This window comes from Pseudomonas sp. CG7 (genome assembly GCF_023701885.1).
In the GTDB taxonomy this organism is placed as follows: domain Bacteria; phylum Pseudomonadota; class Gammaproteobacteria; order Pseudomonadales; family Pseudomonadaceae; genus Aquipseudomonas; species Aquipseudomonas zanjanensis.
The window spans coordinates 37,032-52,215 of the sequence record NZ_JABAEE010000051.1 but is presented as its reverse complement, the minus strand read 5'-3'; the positions used below and the strand labels follow the sequence as shown (position 1 = coordinate 52,215).

The 15,184-nt window shown below is 61.8% G+C and carries 13 protein-coding genes; 4 read left to right on the top strand and 9 right to left on the bottom strand.

Annotation, left to right across the window (positions count from 1 at the left end; all coding sequences use genetic code 11):
• A partial coding sequence (locus tag HGO40_RS19990; protein ID WP_250964432.1) for a LysE family translocator occupies positions 1-293 on the top strand: 293 nt, incomplete at its 5' end.
• A gap of 206 nt (positions 294-499) precedes the next feature.
• On the opposite strand, the gene HGO40_RS19985 is transcribed toward HGO40_RS19990, so the two are convergent.
• Positions 500-1,324, bottom strand: a complete 825-nt coding sequence (locus HGO40_RS19985) for a helix-turn-helix transcriptional regulator (RefSeq protein WP_250964431.1) — start codon at positions 1,322-1,324, stop codon at positions 500-502.
• A 137-nt stretch (positions 1,325-1,461) separates the two neighbouring features.
• Here HGO40_RS19985 and HGO40_RS19980 point away from each other — a divergent pair, with 137 nt between their 5' ends.
• Complete coding sequence (locus tag HGO40_RS19980; protein ID WP_250964430.1) at positions 1,462-2,424, top strand: GGDEF domain-containing protein; 963 nt, start codon at positions 1,462-1,464, stop codon at positions 2,422-2,424.
• A 410-nt stretch (positions 2,425-2,834) separates the two neighbouring features.
• Here HGO40_RS19980 and fabI read toward each other — a convergent pair whose 3' ends face one another.
• The 8 genes from fabI to gloB all read right to left on the bottom strand — a co-directional run bounded on the left by fabI (position 2,835) and on the right by gloB (position 13,654).
• Positions 2,835-3,629: an enoyl-ACP reductase FabI gene (gene fabI, locus HGO40_RS19975; protein ID WP_186704859.1), complete on the bottom strand. Its 795-nt coding sequence runs from the start codon at positions 3,627-3,629 to the stop codon at positions 2,835-2,837.
• A 20-nt stretch (positions 3,630-3,649) separates the two neighbouring features.
• On the bottom strand, positions 3,650-5,260 hold the full coding sequence (locus HGO40_RS19970) for an ABC transporter ATP-binding protein (RefSeq protein WP_250964429.1): 1,611 nt from the start codon (positions 5,258-5,260) through the stop codon (positions 3,650-3,652).
• Between the two features lies 1 nt (position 5,261).
• Positions 5,262-6,281 (bottom strand): ABC transporter permease, encoded by a 1,020-nt coding sequence (locus tag HGO40_RS19965; protein ID WP_250964428.1) that lies wholly within the window; start codon positions 6,279-6,281, stop codon positions 5,262-5,264.
• Position 6,282: 1 nt separating this feature from the next.
• On the bottom strand, positions 6,283-7,356 hold the full coding sequence (locus HGO40_RS19960) for a microcin C ABC transporter permease YejB (protein WP_250964427.1): 1,074 nt from the start codon (positions 7,354-7,356) through the stop codon (positions 6,283-6,285).
• 4 nt (positions 7,357-7,360) lie between these two features.
• Positions 7,361-9,214, bottom strand: a complete 1,854-nt coding sequence (locus tag HGO40_RS19955) for an extracellular solute-binding protein (RefSeq protein WP_250964426.1) — start codon at positions 9,212-9,214, stop codon at positions 7,361-7,363.
• Entirely contained in the window at positions 9,211-11,043 is a 1,833-nt protein-coding gene (locus tag HGO40_RS19950; RefSeq protein WP_284739176.1) for an extracellular solute-binding protein, read from the bottom strand. Before HGO40_RS19950 ends, HGO40_RS19955 begins: the two co-directional genes overlap by 4 nt.
• Positions 11,044-11,338: 295 nt before the next feature.
• Positions 11,339-12,787, bottom strand: a complete 1,449-nt coding sequence (locus tag HGO40_RS19945; protein ID WP_250964425.1) for a transglycosylase SLT domain-containing protein — start codon at positions 12,785-12,787, stop codon at positions 11,339-11,341.
• 99 nt (positions 12,788-12,886) lie between these two features.
• On the bottom strand, positions 12,887-13,654 hold the full coding sequence (gene gloB, locus HGO40_RS19940) for a hydroxyacylglutathione hydrolase (protein WP_250964424.1): 768 nt from the start codon (positions 13,652-13,654) through the stop codon (positions 12,887-12,889).
• A 65-nt stretch (positions 13,655-13,719) separates the two neighbouring features.
• Between gloB and HGO40_RS19935 the strand changes: the two genes are divergently transcribed.
• The gene (locus HGO40_RS19935; protein WP_250964423.1) at positions 13,720-14,478 is read left to right on the top strand and encodes a class I SAM-dependent methyltransferase; all 759 of its coding nucleotides are present in this window, start codon (positions 13,720-13,722) and stop codon (positions 14,476-14,478) included.
• 89 nt (positions 14,479-14,567) lie between these two features.
• Positions 14,568-15,020, top strand: coding sequence for a ribonuclease HI (rnhA, locus tag HGO40_RS19930; RefSeq protein WP_030142629.1), 453 nt, complete (start codon positions 14,568-14,570; stop codon positions 15,018-15,020).
• Positions 15,021-15,184: the final 164 nt, after the last annotated feature.

Here is a 15,184-nt window from a genome sequence, read left to right as displayed (position 1 = left end):
TATATGTGACAGAGCCGTCGATGCTCTACGGCGCGCTGATGCAATGGCTCAATCCCAAGGCCTGGCTGGCCTGTGTGGCGGGAATGGGCGCATTCGTCGCCGATGGCGAGGTGCGGCTGGTGTGGCAGTTTGCGGCGATCTACCTGGTGATCTGCTACGTCTCGGTGGGCTGCTGGGCCTATGCGGGGAGCTTCCTGCGCTCGTGGCTGGGGAATCCGGCGACCATGCGCCTGTTCAACCGGGCGATGGCGGTGTTGTTGGTGGTGAGTGCGGTGTATCTGTTGTTGCCATGAATTGAAGTGGCGGTAACCCGGGCATGTCAGAGGGCGTGCTGTTGTGGCTGCGGTCCGCTCTTTCGAGGCAGGGATGCTGTTGTGGCGAGGGAGCTTGCTCCCGCTCGACTGCGCAGCAGTCGCCCAGAATCGAGGGCTACTGCGTAGCCCAGCGGGAGCAAGCTCCCTCGCCACAGGGGGACTCACCCCATATCCGGGCTGCGGTATCAGCCGCGATATTGCCCGGGCGTCGCCGCCAGGTGTTGTTTGAAGGCGCGCTGGAAATGCGCCTGGTCGGCAAACCCACTGTCCAGCGCGACGTCGGCGATCAGCTTGCCTTCGCGCAATTGGCGCCGGGCAAACTGGATCCGGCGGTTGACCAGGAAGGCGTGGGGCGTCATCCCGTAATGGCGCTTGAAGGCTCGGCTCAGGTAGGACGGCGACAGCTGCGCGGCGGTGCAGATGTCTTCGAGCTTCAAGGCTTCGCTGCAATGGTCATGGATAAATTGCGCCGCACGCATCAGCCCTGGATGACTGCCCCGGTCCGGACGGCCGGCCGGGTTGAGGCGTTGTTGCAGGTCCATGAAAAAAGCCTCGGCGGCGGCGTGCTTGCCGGCCGTGTCGAGTTGCTCATCCACCAATTGCCCATACAACCGTCCCAACGCGGCAAACAGCTCTGCGTCGCGGCTGTGGGTGGTGGCGAACCCTTGGAAATCGAGGTTTTCGTCAAAGCCGATACGGCGCTGCAGATCCCTGAGCCACTGGGTGTCGACGTACAACATCACGTAGGACCACGGCTGATCGTCGATCGGGTTGCAGGCATGGACGTCGCCGGGGTTCATCAGCACCACTGTGCCGCTTTCCACCTGGAAACTCGAGCGTTCGTGGATATAGGTACTGCGCCCGGCGGTGATCGCGCCGATGGAGAAGTGATCGTGGGAGTGACGCGAATAGCAGACCTTGCGCCCATCGTCGATGGCCCGGGCTTCGATGAAGGGCAGGGCCGCGTCACGCCAGAAGCGTGGGGCGGCGTCAGGGTTGGCGTGCTTCATCGGTCAGCATCCTCGTCGTGAACCTGTGTGGCAGTGTATTAGCCCTGGCCGGCAAATGCCCGTTGGATTTGGCTGTTCTGTTCATCGGCGGTACTTCCTGGACTAGACTCCAGAAAGTCCCGCCAATGGAGTTTCCGATGCTTGCGCCAGGTAAACCGGACAACGAAGCCGTTCGCCTCAAGAATCTGCACTCGCTCAAACTGCTCGATACCGCACCCGAAGAGCGCTTTGATCGCCTGACCCGCCTTGCCCGGCGCCTGTTTGACGTGCCCATCGCCCTGGTGTCGCTGGTGGACGCCAACCGGCAGTGGTTCAAGTCCAGCGCTGGCCTGGAGGCCAGCGAAACCTCGCGGGAAGTTTCGTTTTGTGGGCATGCGATTTTGCAGGATCAGATCCTGGAGATCTGCGATGCGGAACAGGACGAGCGCTTCCACGACAACCCACTGGTCACGGACACGCCTGGCATTCGCTTCTACGCAGGGCATCCGCTGGGGTTGGAGGATGGCAGCAAGCTGGGCACGTTGTGCCTGCTCGACACCAAGCCGCGCCGGCTCAATGACGAAGAACGCGAACTGCTGCGTGACCTGGCGCGCATGGCCGAGCAGGAAATGGTCGCGGTGCAGATGGCGAGCATGGACGAGCTGACGCTGTTGTCCAATCGCCGCGGCTTCAGGACGCTGGCCCAGCATGCGTTGAGTGTGTGTGATCGCTTGTCGCGACCGGCGACGCTGCTGTTCTTCGACCTCAACGACTTCAAGCCGATCAATGATCGCTATGGGCATGCCGAGGGTGACAGCGCGCTGAAAACCTTCGCCGACGTGCTGCGCATCGCCTTTCGCGAAAGTGATGTGATCGGTCGTCTGGGCGGAGACGAGTTCGTGGCGTTGCTCACCGGCTCCTCCCATGTCGAGACAGCGACGATCATGGCACGGCTCCAGGAAATCCTTCATGAGCGCAATGCGATGTTGCAGCGCGGCTATGACATTCGGTTCAGCGTCGGCCAGATCGAGTACGACGCCCAGCGCCATCGGTCGATCGATAACCTGCTGGCTGACGCGGATGCGGCGATGTATGCGCAGAAGCAGGCGCTGCGCAGCTAGCACAGGCTAATCCCTGTGGGAGCGGGCTTGCTCGCGAAGGCGTCGGTACATTCAATATCAATGCAAGCTGACCCACCGCTTTCGCGAGCAAGCCCGCTCCCACAGGTAACGCTGTTTACTTAAGGTCGTCGACAATCCGTGGCGAGGGAGCTTGCTCCCGCTGGGGCGCGAAGCGGCCCCAAAACCTGCCGAATGCGGAGCGTCAGACACACCGCACCCGCCGGTTCACGACTGCTTCGCAGCCGAGCGGGAGCAAGCTCCCTCGCCACGGGGCCATATCACCGACATACCGCCATCGCGAGCAAGCTCGTTCCCACAGGGAATGGCGGTGCAATCAGGCAATCGAATAAAAAACGCCGCTTGCCCTTTCCAGGACGAGCGGCGTTTTTCAAGCGTGGTGCGCGTGAAGATTACTCTTCGATATTACCCATGGCGGTGGTGTTGAAGCCGCCGTCCACGTACATGATTTCGCCGCTGATGCCCGACGCTAGGTCCGAGCACAGGAAGGCGCCGGCGTTGCCGACTTCTTCGATGGTGACGTTGCGACGCAGCGGGGTTTGCGCTTCGTTGGCGGCCAGCATCTTGCGGAAGTTCTTGATGCCGGAAGCGGCGAGGGTGCGGATCGGGCCTGCCGATACGCAGTTGACGCGAGTGCCGTCCGGACCCAGGGAACCGGCCAGGTAGCGCACGCCAGCTTCCAGGGAAGCCTTGGCCATGCCCATGACGTTGTAGTTCGGCATGGTGCGCTCGGCGCCCAGGTACGACAGGGTCAGCAGGCTGCCGTTGCGGCCTTTCATCATTTCGCGACCGGCCTTGGCCAGGGCCACGAAGCTGTAGGCGCTGATGTCGTGGGCAATGCGGAAACCTTCACGGGTGGTGGCTTCGGTGAAGTCGCCGTCCAGTTGGTCGCCCGGGGCGAAGCCCACGGAGTGCACGATGCAGTCCAGGCCGTCCCACTTCTTGCTCAGCTCTTGGAAGACCTTGGCGATTTCTTCATCGCTGGCCACGTCGCACGGGAAGCACAGCTCAGGGCTCGAGCCCCAGCCTTGTGCGAACTCTTCGACACGACCCTTGAGTTTGTCGTTCTGATAAGTGAAGGCAAGCTCAGCGCCCTCGCGATGCATGGCGGCGGCGATGCCGGATGCGATGGACAGCTTGCTGGCGACACCGACGATCAGTACGCGCTTACCGGCGAGAAAACCCATGTGTTGCTCCTCTTTTCAGGTTATTCGGCAGTTGTTGGGGCCAGGAAGGCGGCCTCCAGCAACTGCTGTGTATAGGGGTGCTGCGGCGCGGCGAATATGCTGCGGGCATCACCTTGTTCGACCACTTGGCCATGCTTGACCACCATCAGCTGGTGGCTCAGCGCTTTGACGACAGCCAGGTCATGGCTGATAAACAGGTACGTCAGGTTGTACTTGGTTTGCAACGACCGCAACAGCTCCACCACTTGGCGTTGCACGGTACGGTCCAGCGCCGACGTTGGTTCAGCCAGCAGAATCAACGCCGGCTTGAGCACCAGGGCCCGGGCAATGGCGATACGCTGCCGTTGCCCTCCGGAAAATTCATGGGGGTAGCGGTTCCGGGTTTCCGGGTCCAGGCCTACCTCCTTCAATGCCGCGATTATCGCTTGTTCCTGTTCGGCTTCGGTGCCGATCTTGTGGATCCGCAGGCCTTCGCCGACGATCTGGCTGACGCACATCCGTGGGCTCAGGCTACCGAAGGGGTCCTGAAACACCACTTGCATCTCCCGGCGCAGCGGTCGGACTTGCTGCTGCGTCAGGCTGTCCAACGACTTGCCTTCGAAGCGGATCCCACCCTGGCTGCCGATCAACCGCAGGATTGCCAGCCCCAGGGTGGACTTGCCGGAGCCGCTTTCGCCGACGATGCCCAGGGTCTGGCCCTGGGGCAGGCTGAAGCGGATGCCGTCCACGGCCTTGATGTAGTCCACCGTGCGTTTGAACAGGCCTTTCTTGATCGGGAACCAGACTTTCAGGTCCTCTACCTGCAACAGCGGCGGGCCGACGACATTGTTCGCCGGGGTGCCGCTGGGTTCAGCGCCCAGCAGTTCCCGAGTGTACGGATGCTGCGGCGCGCGGAACAACTCTTCGCACGATGCCTGTTCGACGATGCAACCGCGCTGCATGACACATACGCGATGCGCAATTCTTCGCACCAGGTTCAAATCGTGGCTGATCAACAGCAGCGACATGCCCAAGCGCGCCTGCAATTCCTTGAGCAATTGGAGGATTTTCAGCTGGACGGTGACGTCCAGGGCGGTGGTCGGCTCGTCGGCGATCAGCAGTTCCGGCTCGTTGGCCAGGGCCATGGCGATCATCACCCGCTGGCGCTGGCCGCCGGACAACTCGTGGGGCAGGGCCTTGAGGCGCTTGTGGGGCTCGGGAATGCCGACCAGCTCCAGCAACTCAAGGGTCCGGCGGGTCGCGACCTTGCCGCTCAGGCCCTTGTGGATGCCGAGCACTTCATTGATCTGTTTTTCGATGGAGTGCAGCGGGTTGAGGGAGGTCATCGGCTCCTGGAAGATCATCGCGATCCGGTTGCCGCGGATATGGCGAATGGTTTTTTCCTTCAGCCCCAGTAAATCCTGGCCGGCGTACTGGATGGTCCCGGTGGGGTGATGGGCCAGGGGGTAGGGCAGCAAGCGCAGGATCGAGTGGGCGGTGACCGACTTGCCCGAGCCGCTTTCACCCACCAGGGCCAGGGTTTCGCCGCGCTGGATATCGAAACTCACGCCCTCGACCACGCGCTGGCGGCGTTCGCCGACAACGAACTCCACCGCCAGGTCGCGCACTTCGATCAGGTTGTCCTGGTTCATATCACTTCCTCGGATCGAAGGCATCGCGAGCGGACTCGCCGATGAACACCAACAGGCTCAGCATCAGGGCCAGCACGGCGAACGCGCTGATGCCCAGCCATGGCGCCTGGAGGTTGGACTTGCCCTGGGCCACCAACTCGCCCAGGGACGGCGCGCCCGGCGGCAGGCCAAAGCCGAGGAAATCCAGGGCGGTGAGGGTGCCGATGGCGCCGGTGAGGATGAACGGCATGAAGGTCATGGTCGAGACCATGGCGTTGGGCAGGATGTGGCGGAACATGATCGCGCCGTTCTGCATGCCCAGTGCTCGCGCGGCGCGCACGTATTCCAGGTTGCGCCCGCGCAGGAACTCGGCGCGGACCACGTCCACCAGGCTCATCCAGGAAAACAGCAGCATGATCCCCAGGAGCCACCAGAAATTGGGCTGCACGAAGCTGGCCAGGATGATCAACAGGTACAACACCGGCAGTCCGGACCAGATTTCCAGGACGCGCTGGCCGGCCAGGTCCACCCAGCCGCCATAGAAACCCTGCAGGGCGCCGGCGATCACGCCGATGATCGAGCTGAGCAGCGTCAGCGTCAGGGCGAACAGCACCGAAATGCGGAAGCCGTAGATGATCCGGGCGAGGACATCGCGGCCCTGGTCGTCGGTACCCAGCCAGTTCATGGCTGAAGGGGGGGCCGGGGCCGGGACCTTCAGGTCGTAGTTGATGCTCTGGTAGCTGAACGGGATCGGCGCCCACAGCACCCAGGCGTCATTGGCGGCCAGCAGTTCGCGGATGTAGGGGCTCTTGTAGTTGGCTTCCAGGGGGAACTCGCCGCCGAACGTGGTTTCCGGGTAGCGCTTGAGGGCCGGGAAGTACCAGCCGTCGTCGTAATGCACCACCAACGGCTTGTCGTTGGCGATCAGCTCGGCGCCCAGGCTCAGCCCGAACAGCACCAGGAACAGCCACAGCGACCACCAGCCACGCTTGTTGGCCTTGAACAGTTCGAAGCGACGGCGATTGAGAGGGGACAGGTTCATCTCAATGCTCCCGGCTTTCGAAGTCGATGCGCGGATCGACAAAGGTGTAGGTCAGGTCGCCGATCAGTTTCACCACCAGTCCCAGCAAGGTGAAGATGAACAGGGTGCCGAACACCACCGGGTAGTCGCGGTTGATGGCCGCTTCGAAACTCATCAGGCCGAGGCCGTCGAGCGAGCAGATCACTTCCACCAGCAGCGAGCCGGTGAAAAAGATCCCGATGAATGCCGAAGGGAAACCGGCGATCACCAGCAGCATGGCGTTGCGGAAGACATGGCCGTAGAGCACTCGATGGCGGGTCAGGCCCTTGGCCTTGGCGGTGACCACGTATTGCTTGTTGATTTCGTCGAGGAAGCTGTTCTTGGTCAGCAGGGTCATGGTAGCGAAGTTGCCGATCACCAGGGCGGTCACGGGCAAGGCCAGGTGCCAGAAGTAATCGAGGATCTTGCCGCCCATGCTCAATTCGTCGAAGTTGTTGGAAGTCAGTCCGCGCAACGGGAACCAGTCGAAATAACTGCCGCCGGCAAACACCACGATCAGCAGGATGGCGAACAGGAACGACGGGATCGCGTAGCCGACGATGATTGCCGAGCTGGTCCACACGTCGAAATGGCTGCCATGGCGCGTGGCCTTGGCGATCCCCAGCGGGATCGACACCAGGTACATGATCAGCGTGCTCCACAGGCCGAGGGAGATGGACACCGGCAGCTTTTCCTTGATCAGGTCGATGACCTTAGCGTCGCGGAAAAAACTGTCACCGAAGTCCAGGCGGGCGTAATTCTTGATCATGATCCACAGGCGTTCGGGCGCCGACTTGTCGAAGCCGTACATGCGTTCGATTTCCTTGACCAACGCCGGGTCCAGGCCCTGGGCGCCGCGGTAGGAAGAACCGGCCACCGATACTTCGGCACCGCCGCCGGCGATGCGGCTGGTGGCGCCCTCGAAGCCCTCGAGCTTGGCGATCATCTGCTCCACCGGCCCGCCGGGCGCGGCGTGGATGATGACGAAGTTGATCAACAGAATGCCGAACAGGGTGGGAATGATCAGCAGCAGTCGCCGAAAAATATAAGCCAGCATCTTGTTACTCCCCGCTCGCAGGGGAGGCGACTTGCTGCTCGATGACCTGCTTTTCTACTTCATCGGCCGGTTTGACCTCCGGCTTGACCCACCAGGTGGTGGTGCCGATGTCGTAGGTCGGCGTGACTTTCGGGTGGCCGATGTGGTTCCAATAGGCCACGCGCCAGGTCTTGATGTGCCAGTTGGGGATTACGTAGTAGCCCCATTGCAGGACGCGGTCCAATGCCCGGGCATGGGCCACCAGGCTCTTGCGCGAATCGGCGTTGATCAATTGCTCCCCCAACTGGTCCACAGCCGAGTCCTTCAAGCCCATGGTGTTGCGGCTGCCGGGCTTGTCGGCGGCGGCGGACATCCAGAACTCGCGCTGTTCATTGCCTGGCGAGCTGGATTGCGGGAAGCTGCCCACCACCAGGTCGAAGTCCCGCGAGCGTACACGGTTGATGTACTGGGATACATCCACGCGGCGAATCACCAGTTCGATGCCCAGGTCACTCAGGTTGCGCTTGAATGGCAACAAGACTCGCTCGAACTCGGTCTGGGCCAGCAGAAACTCCAGCACCACGGGCTTGCCTTGGGCATCGACCATCTTGTCGTCGACGATGCGCCATCCGGCCTCCTGCAGCAGGTGATAGGCCTTGCGTTGCTGGTCGCGGATCATGCCGCTGCCGTCACACATCGAAGGCTGGAAGGCTTCGGTGAAGACCTGCTCGGGAATCTTGCCACGCAAGGGTTCGAGGATTTTCAATTCGTCTTCGCCAGGCAGCCCGGTTGCCGCCATCTCCGAATTCTCGAAATAGCTGCGGGTGCGGGCGTAGGCGCCATGGAACAGCTGTTTGTTGGTCCACTCGAAGTCCAGCAGCAGGCTTAGGGCCTTGCGTACCCGCACGTCTTGGAAAACCGGGCGACGCAGGTTGTAGATAAAGCCCTGCATGCCGGTAGGGTTGCCGTTGGGGATCTGGTCCTTGACCAACCGACCTTCGGTCACCGCCGGAATATTGTAGGCGTTGGCCCAGTTCTTGGCGGCCATTTCCAGCCAGAAATCGAACTGCCCGGCTTTCAACGCTTCCACGGCCACGGTGTTGTCGCGGTAATAGTCGGTGGTCAGCACGTCGAAATTGTAGAAGCCACGGTTGACCGGCAGGTCCTTGCCCCAATAATCCTTCACGCGCTCATAGCGGATCGAGCGTCCGGCCTTCACTTCGGCGACCTTGTAGGGACCGCTGCCCAGAGGGATCTCAAGGTTGCCCTTGCTGAAATCTCGACTGGCCCACCAATGCTTGGGCAGGACGGGTAACTGGCCGAGGATCAATGGCAGCTCGCGATTATTGGTGTGCTTGAACTTGAAGAGGACCTTGAGCGGATCTTCGGCGATGACTTCGGCGACGTCGTTGTAATAGCCGCGGAACATCGGGGCGCCGTCCTTGGTCAGGGTCTGGAAGCTGAAGACGACGTCTTCTGCGCGTACCGGGTGGCCATCGTTGAAGCGGGCTTCGGGGCGCAAGTAGAAGCGCACCCAGCCATTGTCTGGGGCTTTCTCGATTTTTTCGGCGATCAACCCGTATTCGGTGAACGGTTCGTCCAGGCCCTGCTTGGCCAGGGTGTCGTAGATCAGGCCGATGTCGTCGGCCGGTACGCCTTTGCTGATGAACGGGTTGAGGCTGTCGAAGCTGCCAAACCCGCCTTGGCGGAATATTCCACCCTTGGGCGCATCGGGGTTCACGTAGTCGAAATGCTTGAAATCCGCCGGGTACTTCGGCGGCTCGTTGTACAGCGTCAAGGCGTGCTGCGGCGCGGCGCAGGCCAGCCCGGCGAATAACAGGCAGCTGGCCTGCAGGAGCAGGGCACGTAGAGGCTTCATTGATCTTTCTCCGAAGATTTCAGCCACCAGGCGCTCAGGCCCAGGGTGTAGGGCGGCGTGGTGACGAAGGCGAACCGGTTGCGGTATGCCAGGCGATGATAATTGAGATACCAGTTGGGAATGCAGTAATGCGGCCACAACAGCACGCGATCCAGGGCCTTGCCGGCGGCGACCTGTTCGTCGCGGGTCTGGGCGGCGAGCAGATTTTCCAACAGGTGGTCGACCCCCGGGTTGGCGCTCCCGGCGTAGTTCTTGCTGCCTTTGACCCCGACCTGGCTGGAATGGAAGTACTGCCACTGCTCCAGCCCGGGGCTGAGCGTCTGGCCCAAGGTCAGCAGGATCATGTCGAAGTCGAACTGGTCCAGGCGCTGCTTGTACTGGGCTCGGTCCACTGTGCGCAGCCGTGCCTGGATGCCGATGCTGGCGAGGTTCTCGACGTAGGGTTGCAGGATGCGCTCCAGGTTCGGGTTCACCAGCAGGATTTCGAAACTCAGGGGCTGGCTATCGGCGTTCAGCAGGCGTTGGCCGTTGAGGCTCCAACCGGCCTCCTTCAGGAGTCCCAATGCTTTGCGCAAGGTTTCCCGAGGGATGCCGCGCCCGTCGGTCTTGGGCAAGCTGAAGGGTTCGGTGAGCAGTTCAGGTGGCAGTTGTTCGCGGTACGGCTTGAGCAGTAGCCATTCATGGCCCACCGGCAGGCCGGTGGCGGAGAATTCGCTGTTGGGGTAGTAGCTGAGGGTACGCTTGTAGGCGCCGCTGAACAGGGTGCGGTTGGTCCACTCGAAATCGAACATCAGCCCCAGGGCTTCACGCACCTTGATGTCGGCGAACGTGCCGCGCCGGGTGTTCATGAACAGGCCTTGGGTCTGGGTCGGGATCTGGTGGGGGATCTGCGCCTTGATCACATCGCCGCGGTTGACCGCCGGGAATTGATAGCCGTTGGCCCAGTTCTTGGCCTGGTGCTCGATGTAGATGTCGAATTCACCGGCCTTGAAGGCTTCGAAGGCAACTTCGCTGTCACGGTAGAACTCCACGTCCATGCGGTCGTAGTTGTACTTGCCGCGATTGACCGGCAGGTCCTTGCCCCAGTAGTTCTTGACCCGTTCGAACACCAGTTGGCGACCGGGTTGCACTTTGGTGATGCGATACGGCCCGCTGCCCAGGGGCGGCTCGAAGGTCGTCGCCTTGAAATCGCGACCTTTCCAGTAATGCTGGGGCAACACCGGCAGCTCACCCAGGCGCAGGATCAGCAGCGGATTGCCCGCGCGCTTGAAGACAAAGCGGATTTTCAGCGGGTTGAGAATGTCGACCCGCAACACTTCCTGCAGGTTGGTGCGGTATTGCGGGTGGCCGTCCTTGAGCAGCGTCCGGTAGGAGAACGCCACGTCATAAGCGGTGATGGGCACGCCATCGTGGAACCGCGCCTCGGGGCGCAGGTTGAACACCACCCAGCTGCGATCTTCGCTGTATTCCACCGACTGGGCGATCAGCCCATAGCTCGACGTTGGTTCGTCACCCGACGGTGCATACTGGCCAGTGCCGACCATCAGCGGTTCGTTCAGCTCATTGATGCCGTATTGCAGGAAATTGGGGGTGGAAACCGGGCTGCTGCCCTTGAATGTGTAGGGATTGAGCGTATCGAAGGTGCCGAATGCCATGACCCGCAAGACTCCGCCCTTGGGCGCTTGCGGGTTGACCCAGTCGAAGTGGGTGAACCTGGCCGGGTACTTGAGCGTGCCGAACTGCGCATAACCATGGCTTTCGCTGATGGTTGCGCTGGCGGGAGAGCTCAAGGCCAGGCTGCTCAGGAGCAGGAGGAGGGGACGTATCAAGTCTGAGATCCGATCCAGGCGGCTTGGGCTTTTATGGCCTGTACAGTAACAGCTTGTATCGACAGGAAAAAGGCGGGGTGCCAAAGCGTCTCGGATTACTCGAAACCGGCGCGTGAACGCTTTGTGGCGAGGGAGCTTGCTCCCGCTGGGTTGCGCAGCAACCCCAAAAGCCGTGACCCAATCCATCTGTCACACCGAGGGGCCAGATTCGGGTCTGCTGCGCAGCCCTGCGGGAGCAAGCTCCCTCGCCACAAAAGCTTCTCGGGCATAAACAGCCCCTTCAACCATCGATGGCTTAGTGCGGCGAGTAAACCGTCAGCATCTGCCCAGGCTTGAGCGCCTTGCCCATTCGCGGGTTCCAGCGCTTGAGGTGCTGCATTTCCACGTTGAAGCGCTTGGCGACCACGTACAGGGAATCACCTTGCTTGACCTTGTACTGGGTTTGCTTCTTCTGGTTCTTGCTGTTGGCGGCCACCACGGTGCTGATGCGCTTGCCGGTGGTCTTGCTGGCCCTGGTGTCCTGCATCACCAAGGTCTGGCCGACCTTGAGCTTGTTGCCGCTGAGTTTGTTCCAACGTTGCAGATCCTTGGTCTGGACCTTGTTGGCCTTGGCGATCTGGGCCAGGTTGTCGCCGCGCTTGACGCGGTAGGTGCGCCTGGCACCTTCCACTTCGCTGTCGTCGGCGGATTCGAAAACCGGCTTGAGCGAGCGCTGGCTGATCAACTCTTCCGGGCGCATGGTCGACAGGCTGGCAGTCAGCAACTGGGCCTTGGACGTCGGCACCAGCAAATGCTGGGGACCGTCGATGGTGGTGCGCTGCTTGAAGGCCGGGTTGAGCTGGAACAGCTCGTCTTCGTCGATGTTGGCCACCGCCGCGACCTTGGACAGGTCCATGCGCTGGTTGATCTCGACGACTTGGAAATAAGGTTCGTTGGCGATCGGGTTGAGGTTCACACCGTAGGCGTCGGGCGAGAGCACCACCTGGGACAGCGCCAGCAACTTCGGCACATAGGCCTGGGTCTCGCTGGGCAGCGGCAAGTTCCAGTAGTCGGTGGGCAAGCCCAGTTTCTCGTTGCGCTCGATGGCGCGGCTGACCGTGCCTTCCCCGGCGTTGTAGGCCGCCAGCGCCAGCAACCAGTCACCGTTGAACATGTCGTGCAGGCGAGTCAGGTAGTCCAGGGCGGCCGTGGTGGAGGCGGTGATGTCGCGACGTCCGTCGTAGAAGCGGGTCTGGCGCAGGTTGAAGTACCGCCCCGTGGAAGGGATGAACTGCCACAGGCCCACTGCGTGCGCCCGGGAATAGGCCATGGGGTTGTAGGCGCTCTCGATCACCGGCAGCAAGGCCAGCTCCAGGGGCATGTTGCGCTCTTCGAGGCGTTCGACGATGTAATGGATGTACAGGCTGCCGCGCTCACCGGCGTTTTCCATGACGGAAGGGTTGCTGGCGAACCACAGGCGCTGTTGCTCGATACGCGGGTTGACGCCGGCCGTTTCCTGCAATTGGAAGCCCTGGCGCATGCGCTCCCAGACGTCCTGGGGCACTTGGGGGCTGGGTTTCTCGGTGAGCCATACCGGCTTCTGCTTGGCGCGAGCGGCGATATTCGGGGTGTGCGCCGCATCGCTCTGCGGCAGCTGGCTCGTGCTCTGGCAGCCCGCCAAGGTGGCGGACACAGCCACCGCGATGGCTTGAGCCAAGCGGGTCAATGTGTCTGACTGGACGGACCTGCGTATAGATGACGACATTGGCTGGAAGTAAGTTCCGGGCAAAAATGTCGGCCGATTCTAGGAAGCGCACCCCAACAGGTCAACCTTTCAGAATTTTTGTATCAATCGATAGCTGCCTTAGAACGTATCTTTCCAAGCTCTCAAGGCCGCAAAAACCTCACTCGGCGTCTGGTTTCGCTGGCCGTTCCGTTCGTCCGCTTTTTGTTTCACGGATGTTTCAGCGGTGCGCAGGAATGGATTGGTGAGTTTCTCCAGGGCCAGGGTCGAAGGCAGGGTGATGACGCCTTCGTCGCGTTGTCGGCTGACTTTTTCCAGGCGGGCGGCGATGTCCGGGTTGCCGGGTTCCACGGCAGCGGCGAACCTCAGGTTGCTGAGGGTATATTCATGGGTGCAGTAGACCAGCGTATCTTCGGGCAGGGCGGCGAGGCGACTGAGCGAGTGGTGCATTTGCGCAGGCGTGCCTTCGAAGAGTCGGCCGCAACCGGCGGCGAACAGGGTGTCGCCGCAGAAAAGCAGGCCATGGTGGTAGTAGGCGATGTGCCCCAGCGTATGGCCGGGCACGGCATGGACATCGAAGTCCCAGCCCAGCACGTGGACCTTGTCGTTATCATTCAGCCCATGGTCCCGCGCCGGGATGTTTTCACTGGCCGGGCCGTAGACGGTGGCGTTCGTTGCCTTTTTCAGCGCCTGGACGCCGCCGACGTGATCATGGTGATGGTGGGTGATGAGGATGTCGCTCAGGACCCAACCCGGATGGGCGTCGAGCCAGGCCTGTACCGGCGCGGCATCCCCCGGGTCGACCACGGCGCAGCGCTGGGTGGAGTGATCCTGTAACAACCAGATGTAGTTATCGGTGAACGCGGGCAGGGCACTGATCTGTATCATCGCGGAATTCGCCAAGCGGAAAACAAAGGCGCATCTTAGAACTTCCTGACGCGTTGGAGAATGCAATGACCGATGAAGCGTTCGCTCAGGCTGATCCTGACTGGCTGGCGTTGATCAGCGCCGCCCGTGAATGGCTGTCCGGCCCGGTGGGGCAATTTTTGCTGGATGAAGAACGGCGCATGCTCGAAGACGAGTTGGGCCGGTTCTTCGGCGGCTATCTGGTGCATTACGGGCCGTCGGCGCAAACGCCGCCGTCGGCGCCGCAGGTCCAGCGCAACGTTCGCCTGGGGGCACCGTTGCCCGGGGTGGAAATCGTCTGCGAAGAGCAGGCCTGGCCGCTGAGCGAGCATGCCGCCGACGTGGTGGTCATGCAGCATGGCCTGGATTTCTGCCTGTCACCCCACGGCTTGCTCCGCGAGGCCGCCAGCAGTGTGCGTCCCGGCGGACATCTACTGATCATCGGCATCAACCCCTGGAGCACCTGGGGCTTGCGTCATGTATTTGCCCACGACGCCTTGCGCCAGGCCCGCTGCATCTCGGCGTCGAGGGTCGGCGACTGGCTCAACCTGCTGGGCTTCGCGCTGGAGAACCGCCGCTTCGGGTGCTATCGTCCGCCGCTTGCGTCACCCAAGTGGCAGGCACGCCTGGCCGGCTGGGAGCGCAAGGCTGGCGACTGGCAGCTGTCCGGCGGCGGTTTCTACCTGCTGGTGGCGCGCAAGATCGCGGTCGGGTTGCGCCCGGTACGTCAGGCGCGACGCGAGCCGATGGGCAAGCTGATTCCCTTGCCAATGGCCAAGGTCAATCGTCGCCACATCGAGCCGTAACCTTTTTCTGATGGGTCTTGCCGGCATTGGGCTGCGGGTTTTGTCGGGCCCGATGGGCGGGCCTTTGCATTTTTTCTGGATAGATTGGCATGAGCGATAGCGTAGAACTCTTCACTGATGGCGCCTGCAAGGGCAACCCCGGCCCGGGTGGCTGGGGCGCGTTGCTGGTGTGCAAGGGCGTGGAGAAGGAACTCTGGGGCGGCGAAGCCAATACCACCAACAATCGCATGGAGCTGATGGGCGCCATCCGTGGCCTGGAAGAGCTCAAGCGGCCTTGTGATGTGCTGCTGGTGACCGACTCGCAGTACGTAATGAAAGGCATCAACGAGTGGATGGCCAACTGGAAGAAGCGCGGCTGGAAGACGGCGGCGAAGGAACCGGTGAAAAACGCCGACCTGTGGAAGTTGCTGGACGAGCAGGTCAACCGCCACAACGTCACCTGGAAATGGGTGCGTGGCCACATCGGCCACCACGGCAACGAACGGGCCGATCAGTTGGCCAATCGTGGGGTGGATGAGGTGCGGGGCTATAAGCAGGCTTGATAGAGGCGTTATCAGGATCTGGACAGGATGGATTTTTGGTGAGGGGATTTATCCCCGCTGGGGCGCGAAGCGGCCCTATTAATCTGCCTGACACACCACAGTTTCTGACTTCGGGGCTGCTTCGCAGCCCAGCGGGGATAAATCCCCTCGCCACAAAAAGCAGG

What these genes read in the sequence shown, in the direction of transcription:
- HGO40_RS19960 (WP_250964427.1), bottom strand. Translation starts at nt 7,356, where the DNA reads ATGCTGGCTTATATTTTTCGGCGACTGCTGCTGATCATTCCCACCCTG.
- HGO40_RS19935 (WP_250964423.1), top strand. Translation starts at nt 13,720, where the DNA reads ATGACCGATGAAGCGTTCGCTCAGGCTGATCCTGACTGGCTGGCGTTG.
- HGO40_RS19985 (WP_250964431.1), bottom strand. Translation starts at nt 1,324, where the DNA reads ATGAAGCACGCCAACCCTGACGCCGCCCCACGCTTCTGGCGTGACGCG.
- HGO40_RS19945 (WP_250964425.1), bottom strand. Translation starts at nt 12,787, where the DNA reads ATGTCGTCATCTATACGCAGGTCCGTCCAGTCAGACACATTGACCCGC.
- HGO40_RS19955 (WP_250964426.1), bottom strand. Translation starts at nt 9,214, where the DNA reads ATGAAGCCTCTACGTGCCCTGCTCCTGCAGGCCAGCTGCCTGTTATTC.
- HGO40_RS19965 (WP_250964428.1), bottom strand. Translation starts at nt 6,281, where the DNA reads ATGAACCTGTCCCCTCTCAATCGCCGTCGCTTCGAACTGTTCAAGGCC.
- gloB (WP_250964424.1), bottom strand. Translation starts at nt 13,654, where the DNA reads ATGATACAGATCAGTGCCCTGCCCGCGTTCACCGATAACTACATCTGG.
- fabI (WP_186704859.1), bottom strand. Translation starts at nt 3,629, where the DNA reads ATGGGTTTTCTCGCCGGTAAGCGCGTACTGATCGTCGGTGTCGCCAGC.
- HGO40_RS19970 (WP_250964429.1), bottom strand. Translation starts at nt 5,260, where the DNA reads ATGAACCAGGACAACCTGATCGAAGTGCGCGACCTGGCGGTGGAGTTC.
- rnhA (WP_030142629.1), top strand. Translation starts at nt 14,568, where the DNA reads ATGAGCGATAGCGTAGAACTCTTCACTGATGGCGCCTGCAAGGGCAAC.
- HGO40_RS19980 (WP_250964430.1), top strand. Translation starts at nt 1,462, where the DNA reads ATGCTTGCGCCAGGTAAACCGGACAACGAAGCCGTTCGCCTCAAGAAT.